This is a genomic window from Enterococcus haemoperoxidus ATCC BAA-382, from assembly GCF_000407165.1.
Lineage (GTDB): Bacteria > Bacillota > Bacilli > Lactobacillales > Enterococcaceae > Enterococcus_L > Enterococcus_L haemoperoxidus.
This window is the reverse complement of sequence record NZ_KE136479.1, coordinates 982,905-1,002,414: the sequence shown is the minus strand read 5'-3', so window position 1 is coordinate 1,002,414 and position 19,510 is coordinate 982,905. Positions and strand designations below refer to the sequence as shown.

Annotated in this window: 18 protein-coding genes and 1 riboswitch; of the genes, 7 read left to right on the top strand and 11 right to left on the bottom strand. The window is 35.7% G+C overall.

Translation table 11 applies throughout. The features are described 5' to 3' along the window. The 3 genes from I583_RS04685 to I583_RS04675 form a co-directional block, all read right to left on the bottom strand. Entirely contained in the window at positions 1–525 is a 525-nt protein-coding gene (locus I583_RS04685; RefSeq protein WP_010763423.1) for an NfeD family membrane protein, read from the bottom strand. A gap of 356 nt (positions 526–881) precedes the next feature. Continuing rightward, positions 882–4,316, bottom strand: coding sequence for an ABC transporter permease (locus tag I583_RS04680; protein WP_010763422.1), 3,435 nt, complete (start codon positions 4,314–4,316; stop codon positions 882–884). After that, on the bottom strand, positions 4,317–5,018 hold the full coding sequence (locus I583_RS04675) for an ABC transporter ATP-binding protein (protein ID WP_010763421.1): 702 nt from the start codon (positions 5,016–5,018) through the stop codon (positions 4,317–4,319). It abuts the gene before it with no gap. 201 nt (positions 5,019–5,219) lie between these two features. Here I583_RS04675 and I583_RS04670 point away from each other — a divergent pair, with 201 nt between their 5' ends. Both I583_RS04670 and I583_RS04665 read left to right on the top strand, forming a co-directional pair. After that, positions 5,220–5,888 (top strand): DNA/RNA non-specific endonuclease, encoded by a 669-nt coding sequence (locus I583_RS04670; RefSeq protein WP_010763420.1) that lies wholly within the window; start codon positions 5,220–5,222, stop codon positions 5,886–5,888. A gap of 32 nt (positions 5,889–5,920) precedes the next feature. Continuing rightward, positions 5,921–6,307 carry a hypothetical protein gene (locus I583_RS04665; protein ID WP_010763419.1) on the top strand — a complete coding sequence of 129 codons (387 nt, stop codon included), beginning with the start codon at positions 5,921–5,923 and terminating at the stop codon, positions 6,305–6,307. A 44-nt stretch (positions 6,308–6,351) separates the two neighbouring features. Here I583_RS04665 and nagA read toward each other — a convergent pair whose 3' ends face one another. After that, a complete protein-coding gene (nagA, locus tag I583_RS04660) occupies positions 6,352–7,500 on the bottom strand; it encodes an N-acetylglucosamine-6-phosphate deacetylase (protein WP_010763418.1) in 1,149 nt (382 codons plus the stop codon). A 103-nt stretch (positions 7,501–7,603) separates the two neighbouring features. After that, a complete protein-coding gene (locus tag I583_RS04655) occupies positions 7,604–8,431 on the bottom strand; it encodes a helix-turn-helix domain-containing protein (protein ID WP_010763417.1) in 828 nt (275 codons plus the stop codon). A 192-nt stretch (positions 8,432–8,623) separates the two neighbouring features. Between I583_RS04655 and I583_RS16855 the strand changes: the two genes are divergently transcribed. After that, positions 8,624–8,800, top strand: a complete 177-nt coding sequence (locus tag I583_RS16855; protein WP_010763416.1) for a hypothetical protein — start codon at positions 8,624–8,626, stop codon at positions 8,798–8,800. A gap of 104 nt (positions 8,801–8,904) precedes the next feature. Here I583_RS16855 and I583_RS04650 read toward each other — a convergent pair whose 3' ends face one another. Both I583_RS04650 and I583_RS04645 read right to left on the bottom strand, forming a co-directional pair. Beyond that, on the bottom strand, positions 8,905–10,122 hold the full coding sequence (locus I583_RS04650) for a pyridoxal phosphate-dependent aminotransferase (RefSeq protein ID WP_010763415.1): 1,218 nt from the start codon (positions 10,120–10,122) through the stop codon (positions 8,905–8,907). A 200-nt stretch (positions 10,123–10,322) separates the two neighbouring features. Continuing rightward, entirely contained in the window at positions 10,323–11,981 is a 1,659-nt protein-coding gene (locus I583_RS04645) for a glycoside hydrolase family 13 protein (RefSeq protein ID WP_010763414.1), read from the bottom strand. Between the two features lie 170 nt (positions 11,982–12,151). Between I583_RS04645 and I583_RS04640 the strand changes: the two genes are divergently transcribed. Then, positions 12,152–12,553 carry a DUF2871 domain-containing protein gene (locus tag I583_RS04640; RefSeq protein WP_010763413.1) on the top strand — a complete coding sequence of 134 codons (402 nt, stop codon included), beginning with the start codon at positions 12,152–12,154 and terminating at the stop codon, positions 12,551–12,553. Positions 12,554–12,733: 180 nt separating this feature from the next. Here I583_RS04640 and I583_RS04635 read toward each other — a convergent pair whose 3' ends face one another. Continuing rightward, entirely contained in the window at positions 12,734–14,041 is a 1,308-nt protein-coding gene (locus I583_RS04635; protein WP_010763412.1) for an MFS transporter, read from the bottom strand. Between the two features lie 353 nt (positions 14,042–14,394). Continuing rightward, a complete protein-coding gene (thiT, locus tag I583_RS04630; protein WP_010763411.1) occupies positions 14,395–14,994 on the bottom strand; it encodes an energy-coupled thiamine transporter ThiT in 600 nt (199 codons plus the stop codon). Positions 14,995–15,047: 53 nt separating this feature from the next. After that, positions 15,048–15,145: riboswitch (TPP riboswitch) on the bottom strand. A 221-nt stretch (positions 15,146–15,366) separates the two neighbouring features. On the opposite strand from thiT, the gene I583_RS04625 reads away from it, so the two are divergent. Beyond that, positions 15,367–16,452 carry a zinc metalloprotease gene (locus tag I583_RS04625; protein WP_010763410.1) on the top strand — a complete coding sequence of 362 codons (1,086 nt, stop codon included), beginning with the start codon at positions 15,367–15,369 and terminating at the stop codon, positions 16,450–16,452. Between the two features lie 116 nt (positions 16,453–16,568). On the opposite strand, the gene I583_RS04620 is transcribed toward I583_RS04625, so the two are convergent. Then, on the bottom strand, positions 16,569–17,030 hold the full coding sequence (locus I583_RS04620) for a hypothetical protein (protein ID WP_010763409.1): 462 nt from the start codon (positions 17,028–17,030) through the stop codon (positions 16,569–16,571). 327 nt (positions 17,031–17,357) lie between these two features. Here I583_RS04620 and nrdI point away from each other — a divergent pair, with 327 nt between their 5' ends. Further along, on the top strand, positions 17,358–17,804 hold the full coding sequence (gene nrdI, locus I583_RS04615; protein WP_010763408.1) for a class Ib ribonucleoside-diphosphate reductase assembly flavoprotein NrdI: 447 nt from the start codon (positions 17,358–17,360) through the stop codon (positions 17,802–17,804). 276 nt (positions 17,805–18,080) lie between these two features. Then, a complete protein-coding gene (locus tag I583_RS04610) occupies positions 18,081–18,290 on the top strand; it encodes a DUF378 domain-containing protein (RefSeq protein WP_010763407.1) in 210 nt (69 codons plus the stop codon). A 224-nt stretch (positions 18,291–18,514) separates the two neighbouring features. On the opposite strand, the gene I583_RS04605 is transcribed toward I583_RS04610, so the two are convergent. Beyond that, a complete protein-coding gene (locus tag I583_RS04605; protein ID WP_010763406.1) occupies positions 18,515–19,486 on the bottom strand; it encodes a diaminopimelate dehydrogenase in 972 nt (323 codons plus the stop codon). Positions 19,487–19,510: the final 24 nt, after the last annotated feature.

Below are 19,510 nucleotides of genomic sequence, written 5' to 3'. Positions count from 1 at the left end.
TTATAATTGTAAACTTCCTTCATAAGGAACCACATAGCATACACGCTCTCTGATTTCAATGATCAATACTTGCGCTCCTCGTTCGATTGGTTGGTCTTGTGAAGCGTAAAATGCTGCCGGCCGGCTGATTGATCCAGTAACACTTTTCAATTGAATCTCACCCATTCCGCCAACAGGAATCGGAGTAACAACAGTTGCGACATGTCCTTCCATGTCTTTTTCAGAAATCGAAATAGTTGACTCTGCATTTTTCATTGGCATCAATACATAAAAATTCAAGAAAAATACCAGAATTGAAGAAATGGCTCCACTCACTAGAAACAACATCAAGTGATTCCAATCCAACAATCGTTCTCCTAGATAACCAAATAATGAGGTGAATGCCAACCATGGAATAGCCAACATTGGATCGATTGGTCCATCAAAATCGAAGACATCACCAAAAATCACCAACAAAACAGCAATTCCTGCACAAATAATCAGTGCGTAAAGATAAATTGTTTCAATCGGAATACCTTGAATCACATCCCCACTCCTTTCTCCTTTTGGTCCGACCATCAAATCTTAGTGCTTTAGCACTTAGAATTTGTCGCGATCGAAACGCTGGTGTAACGTCTGTTCTCTCTACGTCACTTCGTTCCTAGAATAGAGGTACTCATTTCCCTTGAGCACTCCTAAGCTTTTCATCGCCTTACTATTTAAACAACCTCTTCCATTCTCTCCCGACGTTCTTATGAAGATACTTATATTTTACCAATACTTTGTACAAAATGACAGCTAATTTTGTAAAATCATACAAGGGATGTATTTGCTTTCACAAAAATAAATGAAACGAAGACATCTTAGTTAAAAGACTATTCGTTCCATTTATTAAATCTGTTTTATTCGTTAGACTTTAATGCCTCGATCATATCAACCTTTTTCAATTTTCTGTGCATGAACACCATGACCAATAACGTAAAGAACAAGGTGATCAAACCTGAATATAGATAGCTAAACCAATGAATGGTCGGAGAAAACATCAACATATCAACTTCCACTGTGGTCAATACGTAACCATGAACAAGTTTTCCAAAGAAGCAACCGAAGAAAATGCCGATTAATGTTAAAATAATATTTTCCCGATAAACATACATTGTCACTTCTTTATCATAAAAGCCTAACACTTTGATTGTTGAAAGTTCTCTGATTCGTTCTGAAATATTGATATTCGTCAAGTTATACAAGACAATGAACGCCAATAAGCCAGAAACTGTGATCAAGACCCAAACAACAATATTCAAACTATGGATCGTATCATCTAAAGCATCACTTGAAATTGAAAGGAATGAAACATTTAACACATTAGGATTCCCCATCAATTCTTTACCTATAGAAGCCTCGGATTTTTCAGTTGGTACTTTATCAAAGAGTAAAAACTCCGTGTTATAGTTTGGTTTTTTCTTGATTATCTTTTCATAATAGGCAGGTGACATATACGCAAAGTGACCGGTATAATTTTCCGCAATTGCTGTGATTTTAAATTTATATTCTTGGTTATCACTATTTTTCAAAACAAGTGTATCGCCGGTTTTATAGTTGAATAGATTTGCTAGTTTTTCATTAATGATCACACCATCATCCGTCAACTGATATTTTTTACCAGATTGTCGATCATTGAATAAAATAAAGTGATCGATCTCTTTAGGTTTTTCAGGAACATAGATAGAAACATCTTGTTTAGCGTTAGATTCTTTCGTTGTTTTTAAAGATTCAATATATAACGGCATCGTCTCTTTCAAGCCGTCAACGTTGTCTAACACCGATTGATAGTTCTGTGTATCTTTTTCAGAAGCCTCTTCTTTAAACGTCACGATTGCTTGATAATGCCAGATTTTATTGAATTGAACTTCTACAATATCTGAAATAGAATCTTTCAACCCAAAGCCGGTAATGATCAATGCCATACATCCAGCAATACCTAAAACCGTCATCAACATTCTCTGTTTGTAACGGAATAAATTTCGTGCTGTTACTTTTTGAATAAAACTTAATCGATTCCAAATCGGTTTTATACGCTCCAACCAAATTCTTTGACCAGCTTTAGGTGCTTTGGGACGTAATAGACTAGCTGGTGTACTAAATAAATCGATCCGTAAAACAACCATTGCGGCGCCAGCCGTACATAAAACAGCAACTAAAATTCCAATCAAGCTATAATTCAAATACCACGGTGTAACAAAATCTGGAATGTTATATAACTGTCCATAGGCATCAAAAATAATGGTAGGGAATAAATAATACCCTACAAACAATCCTAAAACAGCTCCACACACACTGGCAATCGTTGCATATACTAAAAATTTGAAGGCAATTTCGCCATTGCGATAACCTAATGCTTTCAGACTACCGATTTCCATTCGTTTTTCTTCCACCATTCGCGTCATTGTTGTTAAACTAACTAATGCAGCAATCAAGAAAAAGAAAATTGGAAAAACTGTTGATAATGAAGAAATACGGTTAGCATTGTCTTCATATTCCGAATAACCTGGATTATCATCTCTTGTAAAATAATAATAATCGGCCGCCTTTAAATCGGCTAATTCTTTTTGTTTTTTTTCTAATTGTTGTTTGGCCTCTTCAAGTTTCGGCAAACTTTCTGTTTTTTTCTTTTGAAACTCTTCTAAACCTTGGTTATACGCTGCTTGAGCTTCATCAAGTTGGGTTTGAACCTCATTCAATTTTGCTTGACCATCAATTTTTGACTGCTCCAATTGTGCTTGTCCTGCTGCTAACTGTTCTTTTCCTGTGGCTAATTGTGCTTCAGCCTGAGCAATTTGAGCTTCAGCTGCATCCAGTTGTTGTTTGGCCTCTGTAAATTGAGCAATCGACTGATTGATCGTACCGATTGTTTGATCCAAGTTTTGCAACCCTTGTGTCGCTTGGGTTTGTTGATTTGACAAACTCGTTAAAGCCGCATTGATAGTTGCCATAACACTTGCAATATTTTCCCTTTGCGGTTGGCTAATTAGTTGATTGATTGCTGCTGAAATCTCAACAGGTGCGCCTAAAGATTGAACAGCTTCCTGCAATTGTGGTGCAGCATCCGTAATACTCTCTGCTAATAACTCATCCGGCACCCGATCTAAAATAGCTACTGTTGCCGCTAAGCTCTGATAACCATTGGCTAATTGCTTCAATGATTCACTGGTTGCCGCTAACTCATTACGCTGTTGCTGTAAAGCAGATAAATTATTTTGTCCTTGCATGACTTCTGCTGAAGCTTGTGCTAATTCATTTTTCTTCGCTTCAAGTATATTTCTTTGCTGAACTAGCTCATTTTCACCGTTTGTAATCGCGGCTTGGTTTGCCGCAAGTTCATTTTCAGCAGTTGCAATTTGCTGTGTATAAGCTTCTTGTGCTCGCGTTAATTCTTGCTTGCCGGAGGCTAGTTCCTGCTCACTTGACTGGAGTTTAGCTTCAGCATCTTTCAATGCAGTTTCACCATCAGTAATCTCTTTTTGAGCTTTTTCAAATGACGCTTTTGATTCTTCACGAATTTCTTCGACCCGTTGTTCGGGGCGTTTTTTCATCGCCTGCTTAACTGAATTCATCGCAGTTTCACGTTTGTTTTTATATTCTGCTGAATAACTGTCTAGGTCGTTTAGGCCTTTAAATGACACAAGAATTTCTGTAAAACTTGAAAGGTCCATATCTTCTTTGGGAACGACTGCAAAAAAATCTAATGAACCTTTGCCAATCGTCGTATTCCCTCGAGAAGTATTTTCAATATACTCAGGAGATTGGACAAATCCGACGATTTTAAACTGCTCCTTTTTTAACGCCTTGTCCTTATTATCTTCTTTTGAAAGTGTCAGTGTCTCACCGAGTTTATAATGTCCACGCATTTGAGCAAGGTCATCTAACACAATTTCTCCACTTTTTTCGGGCATTCTACCTTTGACAACCCGATAATCGATCAAAGGTTGTTTTTCTTTTAAATCGTAGCTAACAAATTTCACCGCAACATTTCGGTCGCTAATAGCTAAATCTTTTGTATATCTAGGAAAAGCTTTTTCAACCGATTTTACTTGTTTTAGCTCTTCTATATCTTTACTGGTTAAACCAAGCGTAGAAACAATTCTAGCATCAGGTAGTTTTTGCTTTTGATAATAATTTGATGCAGTCTGAGTCATATCTGGTCCTGTCGCTTTTAAACCAACAAAGACCATAACACCTAGAAAGATAATGCCCATGATCGATATAAATCGTGCTTTCGATTGTTTGATTTCACGAAAACTTGTTTTAAGTAAGGCTGTTTTTTTCAAGACTGTCACCTACCATTCTATCTCAGCTACAGGTTTTGGTTCATCGTTGATCGTTATGCTACGAACTTTGGCATCATTGATACGAATCACACGATCTGCCATTGGTGCAATCGCAGAATTATGTGTGATAATAATCACAGTCGTGCCTGTCGTTCGAGCCGTTTCTTGTAATATCGTTAGGATTTGCTTGCCCGTTTCATAATCTAATGCTCCTGTAGGCTCATCACATAATAACAATTTAGGTCGTTTGGCAATTGCTCTAGCAATTGTTACACGCTGCTGTTCGCCTCCAGATAATTGTGCAGGAAAATTATCCAATCTTCCACCTAATCCGACCGACTTCAGCACTTCTTCCGGATTTAATGCATCTGTCACGATTTGAGAAGCTAGTTCAACATTTTCTTTCGTCGTTAGGTTCGGAACTAAATTGTAAAATTGAAAAACAAAACCGACATCATTTCTACGGTAAGTCGTTAATTGTTTTTCATTGAATTTTGCAATATCGGTCCCATCAATTACGATTTGCCCCTCATCACAAGAATCCATCCCACCTAAAATATTTAATACAGTTGATTTTCCCGCTCCACTTGGGCCTAAAATAACTGCAACTTCGCCTTTTTCTACTGAAAAAGTAATCCCATCATTTGCAGCAATTGTGGTATCTCCCATATGGTATCTTTTATATTCATTAATAACGTCAATATAAGCCATAAATTTTCAATCCCCTCTCAAAAGAATTTTATCATAAGAATGCTAACAAGTCCTCTTACAGCTCAAAAGGTTTTTGATTTTTTGATTTTTTTTCGTATAATAGAAGGATGAGATTAAATCCAAATAAACGATGAGTCCAGAAAATGTGACTTAGAAAAATAGGGTTCTTTTCGATCTCTGAAATTAGTTAGGAGAAAAAACATGGCAAGAAAAAAACAAAAGCCGCCGTTTAGTCCTGCAGTTATGCTTGTAGCGGTTTTAATTATTTTAGTTTTGGGCGTATTTGGAGTTCAAGTTCCTGATGATATTCAAGAAATCTTCGGTATTCACACCCAACAACAAACCAAACCCAGCACAACAAAACCTATAAGTTCCACCAATCCAGGTCCAAAAGAACTAGGTCCTGCAACTTTTTCAGCAGATGAACTAACAGACAGTAAAAAAGGATGGATCGATTACCATGCTTTAGATTCACTTGGAAGAGCAACCGGTGCCGATGCTTTATTAAAACCCGCAATGGTCAATACAGGAACATCAGCTAATAAAGATATTCGTCCACCCGGATTTGTTTCTGGTTTAGAACCTACGTCTCATTCTAGAGGGCATCTGATCGGTCGTCAGCTTGGTGGTACTGGTGATGATGCAAGAAATCTCACCACTCTTTATCAAACACCTGTAAATACACCTTTCATGACAAAATATGAAAACCAGATTCGTCAGGCATTAGACAATGGCGAAACCATTCGTTACCGTGTGACACCTATTTATGAAGGAACAGAATTATTATGTAAACAAATCGATTTGGAAGCTAAGGGTCTAAATAAAAATACAAAGATTGATTTTCATGTTACGATATTGAATGAAAAGTAGATTGTTCAGCTTTTAAATCAGGAGGTATTCTAATGAATTTTCAGAAAATAAAAGACCAACTTACAGAATCTACCCCAAAAAGTTTTTTAACTGCGGTTTTAGAAAATGACCAAGATGAAGAAAGTACGATTATTTTCAGTCAAACCATAGAAGAGCAGTTTGAGCAGAATGTTCACTACCTCGCTTCTGATGACACGATTTCTTTAGATGATCTTTCAAATTGGAGTGAACAAGAATTTCTAGTTGTCGCACAAACAATCGATGGCGATTATATTGCAGGTACTACGGAACAATCTTTCGTCATTCCAGTTTCACTTTATAAATCAGATATTGAAACTTATGATCTATTTTTATCAGATTTTTTTATTGCACACACAAACAATTTGATTTGTTCTTCAATCTTACCTAAAAATGAATAATAAAAAAACGAGATTTCAGCAGTTCAGCTGAAATCTCGTTTTTATTATGCTCGATAACGCTCTACACCATCTAAATACGTTGCATCTAATTCCATATTTGGATTCAATACGATAAAGTCGGCATCACGACCTCGAGTGATCATGCCGCATTTATCATCGATTTTACAACTAACTGCTGGCACTAGCGTTGCCATCATAATAGCTTGCTCTGGTGTCGCAATTTCCCAGTCCACCACGTTTTTGATTGCTTCTTTTAATTTCAAAATACTACCAGCCAAATTCCCAGACTCTAAACGAGCTGTACCGTCTTTTACGACAACTGGAAATTCACCTAAGTTATAATTACCGTCTGGCATACCACCTGCCATCATACAGTCAGTGATTAATGCAACATGATCATGTCCTGCTTTTTCCATTAAAATATCCGCTGCATTGGGGTGAACATGGTGTCCATCACAAATTAATTCAGAAAACACATGGTTTAATGACATTAGTGCCCCAACCATTCCTGGTTCACGATGATTTAATCCGCGCATACCGTTATATGCATGTACAAAAACACTAGCACCTGATTCCACTGCATCTGTTGCTTGTTCTAAGGTTGCATCACTATGACCCAATGCCACAACGACACCTTCATCAGTTACAGCTTTAACAAATTCTTTAACCCCTTTGCGTTCTGGAGCTAATGCAATTTTTTTGATCAAACCACCAGAAGCTTCTTGCCATTCGTTAAATGTCGCTAAATCTGGATCGCCAAAATAACTTGGATTTTGAGCGCCTTTGTGTTCTTCAGTGAAAAACGGGCCTTCAAAATAGATTCCTTGAACTTTTGCTCCAGGTACTTCTTGATAGACATCACCAATTGTTTTTGCAACATCTTTCAAACGTTCTTTACTTGACGTTAATGTTGTTGGTAGAAATGACGTTACACCACAAGACAATAGCCCCTCTGACATCACTTTCAAGCCTTCTGAATCACTATCCATGACATCGTGATTCATATAGCCATGAATATGAGTATCAACTAATCCTGGTGCGATCCACTTTCCTTCTTCTTTGATTACTTTTGCATCCTTTTCAGGGACTTCTTTATAAAAATCTCCGAATAAGCCATCTGTGATTTCTAAATATCCTGGTCCTTTTACATCACTTTTTAAAAAGAACTTTTCAGCAAAGATAAACGTTCTCATCTTCATCCTTCTTTCTTTAATTTTCTACTTTAAACGTACTCTTAAAATCAGCTAAAGTCAAGAATGGTGTAGACCTTTTCAAAAAATATTTACTTAACTTTCCTTAGATTTTAATTGTTTCAATACGACGGATTTGGTCAGATAAAAGTTGGTATTCTTCTGCTTGTTCTGTATTCCCTTTGACAAACATCAATTGGGTTTTCAATTGAAATAATTCACTTAAAAAATAGTAACTATTTCTATGCCTAGACCAAACAATTCCTTGATCGATATAGATTTGTGCTTCTTCAAAACGGTTATGGTCTGCTAGAAACTTGGAATAATTATAAAATATTTTTGTTAATTCAGCTGTCACACGTTCATTTGGTAATTTATGAAAGTAATGAATGCTTAGCTTTAAGTATTTTTCAGCTTCAGCAATTTTACCAATACTGCTATACGTGCTGCCAATACAGCTGATCACTTGGATTTCAAAATCGGATAAATTCACTTTGTTTGCTTGATAAGTAAATGAAAGACCCTTTTTTAGATCCAATATTGCTTGTTCATAATCATTACAAAGATAAAATTTACAGCTACCCAAATAATAATAATACCGTTGCCAATCTGTATCAAGATGGAGCCGCTCTTCAATTTGAGTATCTTCCATATAAGTCATTATTTTTTCGTATTCTTTATGACGAAAATAATCTGCTATTTTTTCAAAGATTTGAGTAATCAACCGAACTTCATCTGATTTGAACTGCATAATTTGGTCCATTGTCACGCCTAAACGTTGACAAATCTGCTGCATCACGACTACATTAGGTAATTCTTCATTGTTTTCTATCCTACTCAATACACTTTGTGAACAAATGTCTTCTGATAACATTTTTTGTGTTAATTTTCTATTCTTACGAATTTCTTTAATAACTGCTCCAAAAGAATCCATGCTCTCACTCCTATGTCAATTTCAATTAGCTATTGTCAATAAAAACGTTTTGTTGTTAAAAAAGAACTAAATATGCGAATTCGCATTATGCATTTATTGTACTTTATAGCATAATATACTGCAAGAACATTACCTATCACTAAACCAAGACGATTTAAACTAATTTTACTTTGCAAATAAGGGGTGTTACTCATGATACAGGAGAAACGAATTAGCTTTAGTTGGGAAAAAAACAGTTATAAAGGCTATGTCGAAAAAGAATATGAAAATGCTTATTTGGTTGTTGTTTCGGATCCAAGTCCGGATATGGAAGAAAAATATACAAATCGTATGGTAATTAGTAAAAAAGATTGTCAAACTGCAGAGTAACGTTGACATTTCAATAGCTCTTTGTAGGACGCATTCTTAAAATGAGAGTGACTCAAAACTGGAAAAGTTTTGAGTCACTCTTTTTAGTTTCAAAATGTATTCACTTATTTTTGCTTATAGGTACTTAAAAATTCACGCATTTTTTCAGTCGTAAATTTCAAATCTTCCATCTTTGGAAGGTACACGATTCTAAAATGGTCAGGTTGTGTCCAGTTGAAACCACCACCATGTACAAGTAGAATATGGTGCTCATGTAAAAAATCAAGAACAAATTTTTCATCATCATAAATATTAAAACGAGCGGTATCGATTTTTGGGAAAATATAAAAAGCAGCTTTGGGTTTTACAGCAGAAAGTCCTGGGATATCATTGATTGCATTATAAATGTATTCCCGCTGTTCATAAATCCTGCCTCCTGGCAATAACAAGTCATCCACACTTTGATAACCACCCAATGCTGTTTGGATGATTTGTTGAGATAATACATTCGAACACAAACGCATCGAAGCTAGCATATTTAGCCCTTCAATATAGCCTTTAACATGTTTTTTATTTCCACTAAGTACCATCCAGCCGCAACGGAAACCAGCAACTCTATGTGATTTTGACAGTCCATTTAATGTAACTACAAACAAATCAGGTGCTAATGTCGCAATCGGAATATGCGTTAAACCATCCATCACTAAACGGTCATAGATTTCATCTGAGAAAATGATCAAATCGTTTTGTCTCGCAATTTCAACGATTTGTTCAAGGATTTCCTTAGGATACAACGCTCCTGTCGGATTATTAGGATTGATGATCACGATTGCTTTCGTATTGGCCGTAACTTTGGATTTAATATCATCAATATCTGGGTACCACTCTGCTTGTTCATCACAAATATAATGAACAGGATTTCCACCAGCTAATGAAATTGACGCTGTCCATAGTGGATAGTCCGGCATTGGTACTAAAACCTCATCGCCATTATTCAATAGCCCCTGCATACACATTGAGATCAGCTCACTGACACCATTACCTGTATAAATATCATTGATCGTCACATTAGGAAAACCCTTGACTTGGCAATATTGCTCAATTGCTTTACGTGCTGAGAAGATTCCTTTCGAGTCAGAATAGCCTTCTGAATTACGAACGTTCATGATCATGTCACGAACTACTTCATTTGGCGCATCAAAACCAAAGGGGGCGGGATTACCAGTATTAAGTTTCAAAATGCGAATGCCTTCTTCATGCATTCTGTCCGCTTCTTCTAAAACCGGACCACGTACATCATAACTTACACCATCAAGTTTGTTGGATTTTTCAAAATTTCTCATACTGTATCCCTCATTTTCAAAATTTATATCTTTAAAGTTACGCCACCTAGAAAAAAAAAGCAATGAAAAATTGGAAATTTTCTAAAAAAAAAACTTGTTAGTGCTCAGTGTTCTATTTTCTTATTCCAATTAAATCATTTTTTTGTTTCATCTCTAAAAAAAGTTGCTTTCTTTTCAATGAAAGAAAACAACTTAGTTTTTTACTCACTAACTTTATGTTTGTATACTCGTGCTTCATAAGGCGCAAACATTGTATGTTGATGGATTGTGTGATCTGTCAGATTGCATAGCTGGAGCTCCCAGTCTTCGATCTGAACATTTTCGGGAAGATCTGCCGATGCAAAGTCTTTGGATAAGTTGATAATAATCACAAACCGCTCTGTACCCAAACGACGTCCGTAGACAAACAGCTGTGGATGCTCGGGTAAGTACAGTTTGTAACGACCATAAATCAATGCTTCATTATTGTTCCTTAACTGAATAACTTCTTTATAAAAATTCAAAACAGAATTTGGATCTGTTGACTCATCTAAAACATTGATTTTTTGCTTATTAGGATTAAGAACTATCCAAGGTTTTCGTTTAGAAAATCCTGCATATTCTTCTGCCGTCCATTGCATAGGTGTTCTCGAATTATCTCTGGCCGTTCGGCGGATGACATTCATCGCTTTTAAAGGATCAACACCTGTATGAATCATTTCATAATAAAAATTTTTAGTATCGACTGCATCAATCTCTTCAATAGAAGTAAACGGCATATTTGTCATACCGATTTCTTGTCCTTGGTAAATGAATGGTGTGCCTTGTAGTAACAGAAAAGTCAGTGCTAACGCTTTTGCCGATGCTTGCCAAAATACCGTTTCTTCGCTACCAAAACTAGATACCGAACGAGGAATATCGTGATTTTCCATATACAAAGCATTCCAACCTGCTCCATCTGCCAGCGCTTCTTGCCAAGCCGTAAGTGACTGTTTAAAATGAATAACATCTAAAGTTTCATGTTCCTCTTTATTCCAAAGTGAGATATGATCGAATTCAAATAACATATTGAAATAGCCTTCTTTGTCTCCCACCCATTGATGCGCTTGCGTAGCACTAACACCATTGGCTTCTCCAACCGTTAGTATATCACGCTTTTTAAAAACATCTCTCAATTCCTTTAAATGCGTTTCAATCCCAGGTACATTTTTAAATGATTCAAATGGATCGTTGGTTGAAGATGTTTCTAATGGAGCTTTTTTGATATGTGAAATCGCATCAACACGAAAACCATCGATCCCTTTATCAAGCCACCAGTCGACCATTGAAAATAGGTCTCTTTTCACTCGTGGATTTTCCCAATTCAAATCAGGTTGTTCTTTAGCAAAAACATGGAGATAATACTGATTTGTCGTGTCATCAAATTCCCATGCAGAGCCACCAAAAATCGAAACCCAGTCATTTGGCGGACCATCGATCTTTCCGTCTGACCAAATATAATAGTCTCTATAATCGTCTTTAAGCGATGATCTTGATTCTATAAACCATGGGTGCTGATTCGATGTATGGTTGATGACCAAATCCATAATAACTTTGATCTCTAATTCATGTGCTTCTTTCAACAGTAACTCGAATTCTTCCATTGTACCAAATGTCTTAAGGATCTCTTGGTAGTTGCTGATATCATAACCATTATCAACATTAGGTGATTCATAAATCGGTGTGATCCAAATAAAGCCAATTCCTAAATCCTTGAGGTAATCTAGCTTTGAGCGAATACCATTTAAATCACCAATACCATCATCATTTGTATCCATAAAACTTCTTGGATAGATCTGATAACCAACTGCTTCTTTCCACCAAGTACGTTTGATTGTCATCTGTATCACTCCAATTTGTCTTTGTCTTTCATTCATTATATAAGATATGAAAAAAAAGCGTATCTAAAATGCATAGTATTTTTCGCTTTAGTTTAAAAGCAAATACATAGAAATTAACTACTCACTTTGCTATAGTTAAGGTGTTTGAAAAATAAAATTAGAGGTGGATAATGAAAAAGTTAGTTAGAGTAAGCATGTCTTATATGATATTCGGATTGTTGGCTGGTATTTTTTATCGTGAATTTACGAAATGGACAGGTTTTACTGGTGAAACACAACTTAGTGTTTTACACACACATGTCTTGATTTTAGGAATGTTCTTTTTCTTGATTGTTTTACTTTTAGAGAAGAATTTTCAATTGAGTAAAGAAAAAAATTATAAAAAATTCTATATTATTTATAATATTGGGTTAGGGGTCACATTACTGCTAATGATTGTTCGCGGTGTTTTACAAGTGTTAGATTATCCAGAATCTGCGGCTATCTCAGGAATCGCTGGGTTGGGTCATATCATCATTACGGTAGGATTAGCTTATTTCTTTCAAGTTTTGTTTAAAGCAGTTAAAGAATAATAGTGTAGTCGCTAGGATCATTTAAATCACTTATATTAGGTTTACATTTTCGCTCTATTCATTTTATAAAATGTATTGAAAAGTGCATTCACCCAGAGTGAACATGCACTTTTTAATTTAGATAGACACAAAAAACAATACACTAATTATTCAACCATTCTTACTTTCTTCAGCATATTTCTATATATCAGGTGATTCTACCTGTTCATTTTCTTCTTCTCGCTCTTTTTCTTCCAATATTTTTTTCTGCAATTCTTTATCATAATTTCTAGCAACTGGTATCATAAAATTGATCACTCCACATATAATCGCACCAAATCCAGCAATCACAAACATCTTTTCTACACCTATTTTATCCGCTAATGGGCCAGCAAATAGTAAGCCTACTGGACCAGTAATACTCATCAAAGAATTTAATACACCCAACACCCGCCCTAAAACGTTCGGTTCATAACTTTGCTGGATCATTGCCATTAGTAAGGTGTTAAAATAAGGTGTAGCAAAACCTGCAATGGCATTTAAGAGAATAAAATAGATAAACCCTTTACTTGTCGGTGGCAAAAAACCACTTAAGCTAATCGTCACGCCAATCACAGCATAAGCAAAAAAGATCAGATTCATACGGTTTTTCCAATTCCCAAAAATTCCAATCACAGCACCTCCGATCAGCATTCCAACTGAATAAACCACTTCAACAAGCCCTGCTTGTCCCACTGATCCATTAAAATAATTCATCGTCATCAACGGATATAAACTCGCTGCAGGCATAAATAGCAGCATAAAGATTGCTCCAACGATTGTAATATACCAAAGTCCTTTATTTTCAAACAATTTTTTAAAGCCAAATTTTGTATCTGCTAAAAGGTGAATCGGTTCGCCTTCTGAAGTGATGCGTGGAATCGTAACTAAAAGAAGTAATCCAACGCCAAAAACTGCCCCAAGTACGTCTAATAAAATCAAGAAATTCATAGGGACTATAGAATAAAGAACCGCTCCCAAAGCAGGCGCGATAATGAAATTTGCTGATTGCACCATACTAAATTGTCCATTGACTTTAGTCAATTCCTCTTCTGGCACCATCGTTGGTAGAATTGACTGTATCGTTGGCATTTGAAACGTTTGTGCAATTGAACGGATCAATAATGAAACAAATACTAACCACAATGGAAATTCAGGTGAAAGTGTACCAGTGATCGATAAAATTATTGCAAAAATCGCTACGACGATATCGGTCACAACTAACAATATTTTTTTATTCCAACGATCGATCAAAGGACCCGTAAACGGACTCAATAAAACCATTGGCAGCATTCCCAATAACATTGCTAAACTCAAAACCGTTGCCGAACCTGTTGTCTTTGTAAGGTACCAAATAATCGCGTATTGTACAACCATACTTGTAATTCCTGATAAAAATTGTCCTGTTAGAAACAAATAAAAATTTCTTTTCCAGTGAATAGGCTCAAATAAAGTGGGATTTTTAGACATTAAAAACACTCCTCAAATTAGTATTTAATTTCTGTTTAGATACTTTTCCAGTTTTGAAGTGCTTATCTAAAATCAGAAAAGCCTACACATTTTTTAACGCATCGAGTAAATCATTACCCTCAGCATATAGGTCATTTACTAACTTCCTTACTTAGCCAAATTATTATAATTTTATTCTACTTGAGTTATTCTTTTCAAACAAATAATTAACCTACGCTTGAATTATTTAGTGCAGATATAAATAAAAAGAAAGTAAGTCCCTTTTATCTTATTTTCGGTTTCAATTATTACAAAAATAAAAAAGAGCTAAAACTTGTTACGTTTTAGCCCAGACTACTTAACTACTTCTGTCATTAAATTTGTTTATCATGTTGACTCATTTGCACCCTATTTTCTGAAAGAAATAATGTAGGATTGATTTTAAGTAGTAACAGTAACACCACTGAGGTCACAATCGCTGTTGCTAGACCACTTAGTCCATTCATAACGAATGAAAACAACCAAGGATTCATCCCCCAAAGTGCAAAGCTTCCCCAAAAGAGAACACCTGCAATAAAGTGCCAAAAATAACGCATAAGCGTACCTAAAAAAGAAGCATAAATAATAATCCGACCGCTTTTCATGTACTCTTTCTCTCGGATTGATTGCTTCAATTTACTACTATACATACCTGCAAAACCTGCAAAACCGAAAGCTAAAATATATTCAATAATTACTTGGGCAGGCATTAAATAATAAACTTGAGCTAACGGAAAGTGCAGTAATCCCCAGATAAAAGCTGAAAAAAATCCAGCCTTTGTCCCCCTTCGCAACGCATACAGCGTGATTGGGATCATCCCCAAAGATATTGAAAAACTACTGCCGACATTCGTTGGAATAAAAGATAAAACCATCGCAATTGCCGCCACGATTGTCCCTTCGATCCAAACTCGTAACTCTGATGTTCTTTGCATAAAAAAATCCTCCCTTTAGAACGACCAATTCACAAAGGAGGAGTAAAAGTATTTATTTACTCCATCACAATTCCTACGCTCGTACTAACGAACAGGTTCAAGGGTTTAGAGTTATTACTCATTCTCAGCCATGGCTCCCCTTTGTGATGGGTTCTATTTAATTTTTAATGGTCATCATTATCATGACAACAACAAAATCGTAACATGAGGCTATTCAAAAGTAAAGAAATTAAGCACTTTATTGTTTTGTTTCGTTCCTTCTTAAAATACATCCTCTAAATAGAGACTTCTTGTCTTAACCCACTTTGTTTTAAAATCATTTCGTTTTAAACCTTTTTTTAAGGTAAAATAGATATAAAAAGGAGGTAAACTATGAAAAAGAAAGTGAAACAAGTTGGAACTATTTTAGCAATGACAGGACTCGGGGCCACGATCGGGTATTTTGGTGGTTATCTAATTGAAAAAACTGCTTTTTCGGGCTTTGATATGGTGATTTTTTCCCTTGCGTTGGTTGTTTCTTTTATCTTTCATATCATTATTCACGAAGCAGGACACGGGATTTTTGGAAAATTAACTGGATATAAAATGGTGAGTTATCGGATTTTTTCTTTTATGTGGGTTTGGCAAAATGATGGTTCAATCGTCTTTCGTCGTTTGAAAGTTCCAGGAACTTTGGGGCAATGTTTGATGGCTCCCCCACTTTATGAAAAAGGAAAATTTCCTTTTCGACTATATTTGCTCGGAGGCGTTTTAGCAAATTTAATAACGAGCATCATCGCCATTATTTTATTTGTCCCTCATTCGTTGATTGCTGCAACTTTTGTCATTGTAGGACTCTTTATGGCTGTCACAAATGCTTATCCTTTTGGTTTCAATGATGGCATGAGTCTAAAAGTAGCCTCTTCTAGCGAAGAGCAACAGTACTTGCTATATATCCAATTTGAAGTAAACTATCTGCTGAATCAAGGGATGACGTATCTCGAACTTCCGAATACTTATTTCGAGATAGTCCCCTCTGAGTCTTCCCAAACCTACTTCAATGAGTATCAACATTTTTTACAAATCGCACGGTCAGCAGAAGCATTCGATTGGCAACGCTTAAATGACCATGTGGAATCGCTGTGGAAACGGCTAGATGACTTGATTTCTGTATATCAAATAGAAGTAAAAAAAGAACTTATTTTCTCCTTAGCCATCACTAATCCAGATGATCCTAGACTCTCTCAACTCTGGTCCGATAAAAAAGTGAAAATGAGCTTAAAGCAGCCTTTAATGGGAAATAAACGAATAGAAGCAGCTTATAATTATTTTGTTCAAAAGGATACCCAAGCTGCTTTAGATTGTTTGGAAATAGGAAGAACGTTAGTAGACAAAGCCCCAAATCTTGGTGATGCTAAAGTTGAGTTAAAATTGAATACTTGGCTTTATGAAAAGATTTTTATAAATAATAATCGTTAGTTTTACAAAAAAAGTGATTAGGATGATTAAACAAAATTCTCCAGATCACTTTTTTATTATTCTTCTAAAATCAATTATTTTTCTATAATTAAAGCATTAGACTCTTTCCCTCACGATTAGTACTCGCCTTTAATGACAAAGAATGACCCTCTGATCGTACCCGCTAATTTTGATTTTTGTCGAGCAAATTTAAACTTGCCTTCAAACTCTGCGGGAATATCCATGCCATCTGATAGCTTAAAGCCGACAGCACGTTTTCCGCCTTCTTCAAGCGTATACATTACATTAACAGCTAGACCATTTTCATAAAAAACATAGGCCATCTTGATACCATCTACTTCAAAACTTGAAACTTCCAATGGTTTGTAAGGGAATGTCATCGCACGTTCCGTTAAGACTTTTTCGATCCAGCCTAAAGTGTCAGGATCTTCACTTGCAGGTACCGTTACAAATTCATGCTTGTATTTATTCCAATAATAACGAGCTTCATTAGCTCGTAAGCCTGCTAACGCTTCTGCGACAGGAGAAGTTTCAAAGCCAACTGTTGAAACGTTTTTAAAATCCACTTTGTAAACCATTTTTTGCTCCTCTTTTCTTTTAGTATAGAAATATTATAGGTTATGTAGGAAGTAGTGACAAACAATAAAGACTAAATGATTTTTTTCACAAAAGACTTGGAAATTCGCTTTCAATCAACTATAGTTAAGATGTAAAAATAGATTAGAAATAGTGAGTGTTTAACTTTCTTAGTTCACTACGCTTTTATGTTTATCTAGCTGCGTAGGCTTGTCCATCAGAAAAAAGATACCTTAAGTACGAGGCAAAAAAGCACCTCTCTCTTGATTTCCTATATTTCTGTTGGAACGGTGTGAGCCTACTATACTTTTATGTTTAGGAGGGTAAAAATGAGGATTTTATATATTTCAATATCTGGTAATACACGTTCGTTTGTTAAGCGTTTGGTGACTTACGCTTCTGATAAATATGATACACAAATTGAAGTGAAAGAGATTCATGAAAATTCAGTCTTTGAAGATGAACCTATGCCTTTTTTTACTTTTGTTCCAACATACTTAGATGGTGGAAATGGTGTAGATAACGGGGATACAGAAATTTTAACAGAAACGATGCGGGAATATTTGGACTATCATTGCAACTATCATTTTTGTTTAGGTGTCATCGGTAGTGGAAATAAAAATTTTAACAATCAATACTGCTTGACAGCGAAACAATACGCAGAGAAATTTGATTTTCCATTTTTAGCCGACTACGAACTCCGAGGAACACAAGAAGATTTAGAAAGAGTTTATAAAATTTTAGTAGAAAGAATCACGCTCTCTAAATCCGAATAAACGGCGAGAAAAAAGCAGCTCCTTCGGAAATAAGAGGGAATTCACAAAAATTTGAAAAGCAATTTTCGTGAATTCCCTCTTATTTCTCGGAGCTAAACGCTTCTGTCTCGGCCTCTCTTAATCCGAACAACCGTAGAATCTCATAATTATTATTAACTTATTTTTAATTAAACCTGCTATTATGTCGTTTTTTTCAAATAAAATAATTCGAAATTTTTGCAATTATAAAAAAATTGTTTTACTATAATTTTATTCCAAATAAAGGAGGTAATATTTATGAAAGCTTTAGATTCAGTTGCATTGGCTTTGCTGATTGTCGGTGGATTGAACTGGCTACTAGTCGGTCTGTTTGAATTTGATTTAGTCGCAACGATAGCTGGCGGTTCAACAACGATTTTTGCTAAGATCATTTATGTGATCGTTGGATTATGTGCTATTTATTGTCTAAAATTTTTTCCACTTATCTCCAGAAAAGATCAAGCATAAGTCTTATTAAGACCTGATTTTCAGGTCTTTTTTTGTCTTTTTATTTTTATCTTCTTTAATAAGATAAAAATAAGAGCGTGTGTCAAAACTAAAAAACAGTTTTGTTTCGCGCTCTAAGTCCAACTAGAATAGCGAGAAAAAAACAGATGACATTCCGTTGCAATCATATCAACTTCTCGGTGCTAACTGCTTTTGTCTCGACATCCCCCGCTATTTATTAAGTTTTATAATAATTCTTTTCTTAACTCTTCATCCGTTCGATTAGATAAATATTTTGGTGCAATATCTAAAACTGTAAACGCCCCATATTGTTTTTCCTTAGCTAAGCGAACACAAGCTCTAGCATAGGCCACTAACACACTTGCAGTAAATTCTGGATTACTTTCCAGTTGTAAATTATATTCAATAACTTGCTTCGTATTGTCATGTGTTGTTCCAGCATGCAAGACAGTTCCACCGTGCGGCATTGCTTTGTGGTTTTGATCCAATTCAGCTTTAGAAATAAAGTGTACTTTTGTATCATAGTCAGCAAAATAATTAGGCATTGAAATAATTTCTTCCTGAATTTTTTCTGCATTTGCCCCCTCTTCGAGTACAACAAAGCATTCTCTATAATGTTTGTCTCGAGTAGTCAAATCTAGATTCTCACCAGCTTTAAGTTTCTCAATGACCTCTTTGTTTGGAATCGTATATTGCGTGGCGTCCAGTATACCTTCGATTCGTCTTAATGCATCCGAATGCCCCTGACTAACTCCTTTACCCCAAAATGTATTCGTCTGTCCAACTGGCAAAATACTTTGGGCATACAAACGATTCAAACTAAACAAACCAGGGTCCCAGCCTGTTGAGATAATCGATGTAGTTTGATTTGATTTGGCTACTTGGTCCACTTTAGCAAAATGCTCAGGGATTTTAGCATGTGTATCAAAACTATCAATTGTATTAAATAAATGTGTCCATTCTGGTGTCTGAGCAGGTAAATCTGTCGCTGAACCACCACAAAGAATGCAGACATCGATTTCGCCCTTTTTCTGTTTTAGGTGATCCATTGTATATGCTTTAGCGCCTTCTGTTTTCACGGTTTCAGGAGCTCTTCTTGTAAAGATACCTACTAATTCCATATCTTTATTTTGTTTTATTGAACGTTCAACCCCGCGTCCAAGGTTGCCATATCCAACGATTGCTACTTTTATCATACTAACATTCCTCCACTTCTATAA

What these genes read in the sequence shown, in the direction of transcription:
- I583_RS04645 (WP_010763414.1), bottom strand. Translation starts at nt 11,981, where the DNA reads ATGACAATCAAACGTACTTGGTGGAAAGAAGCAGTTGGTTATCAGATC.
- I583_RS04670 (WP_010763420.1), top strand. Translation starts at nt 5,220, where the DNA reads ATGGCAAGAAAAAAACAAAAGCCGCCGTTTAGTCCTGCAGTTATGCTT.
- I583_RS04605 (WP_010763406.1), bottom strand. Translation starts at nt 19,486, where the DNA reads ATGATAAAAGTAGCAATCGTTGGATATGGCAACCTTGGACGCGGGGTT.
- I583_RS04620 (WP_010763409.1), bottom strand. Translation starts at nt 17,030, where the DNA reads ATGGTTTACAAAGTGGATTTTAAAAACGTTTCAACAGTTGGCTTTGAA.
- I583_RS04640 (WP_010763413.1), top strand. Translation starts at nt 12,152, where the DNA reads ATGAAAAAGTTAGTTAGAGTAAGCATGTCTTATATGATATTCGGATTG.
- nrdI (WP_010763408.1), top strand. Translation starts at nt 17,358, where the DNA reads ATGAGGATTTTATATATTTCAATATCTGGTAATACACGTTCGTTTGTT.
- I583_RS04665 (WP_010763419.1), top strand. Translation starts at nt 5,921, where the DNA reads ATGAATTTTCAGAAAATAAAAGACCAACTTACAGAATCTACCCCAAAA.
- I583_RS04625 (WP_010763410.1), top strand. Translation starts at nt 15,367, where the DNA reads ATGAAAAAGAAAGTGAAACAAGTTGGAACTATTTTAGCAATGACAGGA.
- I583_RS04675 (WP_010763421.1), bottom strand. Translation starts at nt 5,018, where the DNA reads ATGGCTTATATTGACGTTATTAATGAATATAAAAGATACCATATGGGA.
- I583_RS16855 (WP_010763416.1), top strand. Translation starts at nt 8,624, where the DNA reads ATGATACAGGAGAAACGAATTAGCTTTAGTTGGGAAAAAAACAGTTAT.
- I583_RS04610 (WP_010763407.1), top strand. Translation starts at nt 18,081, where the DNA reads ATGAAAGCTTTAGATTCAGTTGCATTGGCTTTGCTGATTGTCGGTGGA.
- I583_RS04650 (WP_010763415.1), bottom strand. Translation starts at nt 10,122, where the DNA reads ATGAGAAATTTTGAAAAATCCAACAAACTTGATGGTGTAAGTTATGAT.
- nagA (WP_010763418.1), bottom strand. Translation starts at nt 7,500, where the DNA reads ATGAGAACGTTTATCTTTGCTGAAAAGTTCTTTTTAAAAAGTGATGTA.
- I583_RS04635 (WP_010763412.1), bottom strand. Translation starts at nt 14,041, where the DNA reads ATGTCTAAAAATCCCACTTTATTTGAGCCTATTCACTGGAAAAGAAAT.
- thiT (WP_010763411.1), bottom strand. Translation starts at nt 14,994, where the DNA reads ATGCAAAGAACATCAGAGTTACGAGTTTGGATCGAAGGGACAATCGTG.
- I583_RS04655 (WP_010763417.1), bottom strand. Translation starts at nt 8,431, where the DNA reads ATGGATTCTTTTGGAGCAGTTATTAAAGAAATTCGTAAGAATAGAAAA.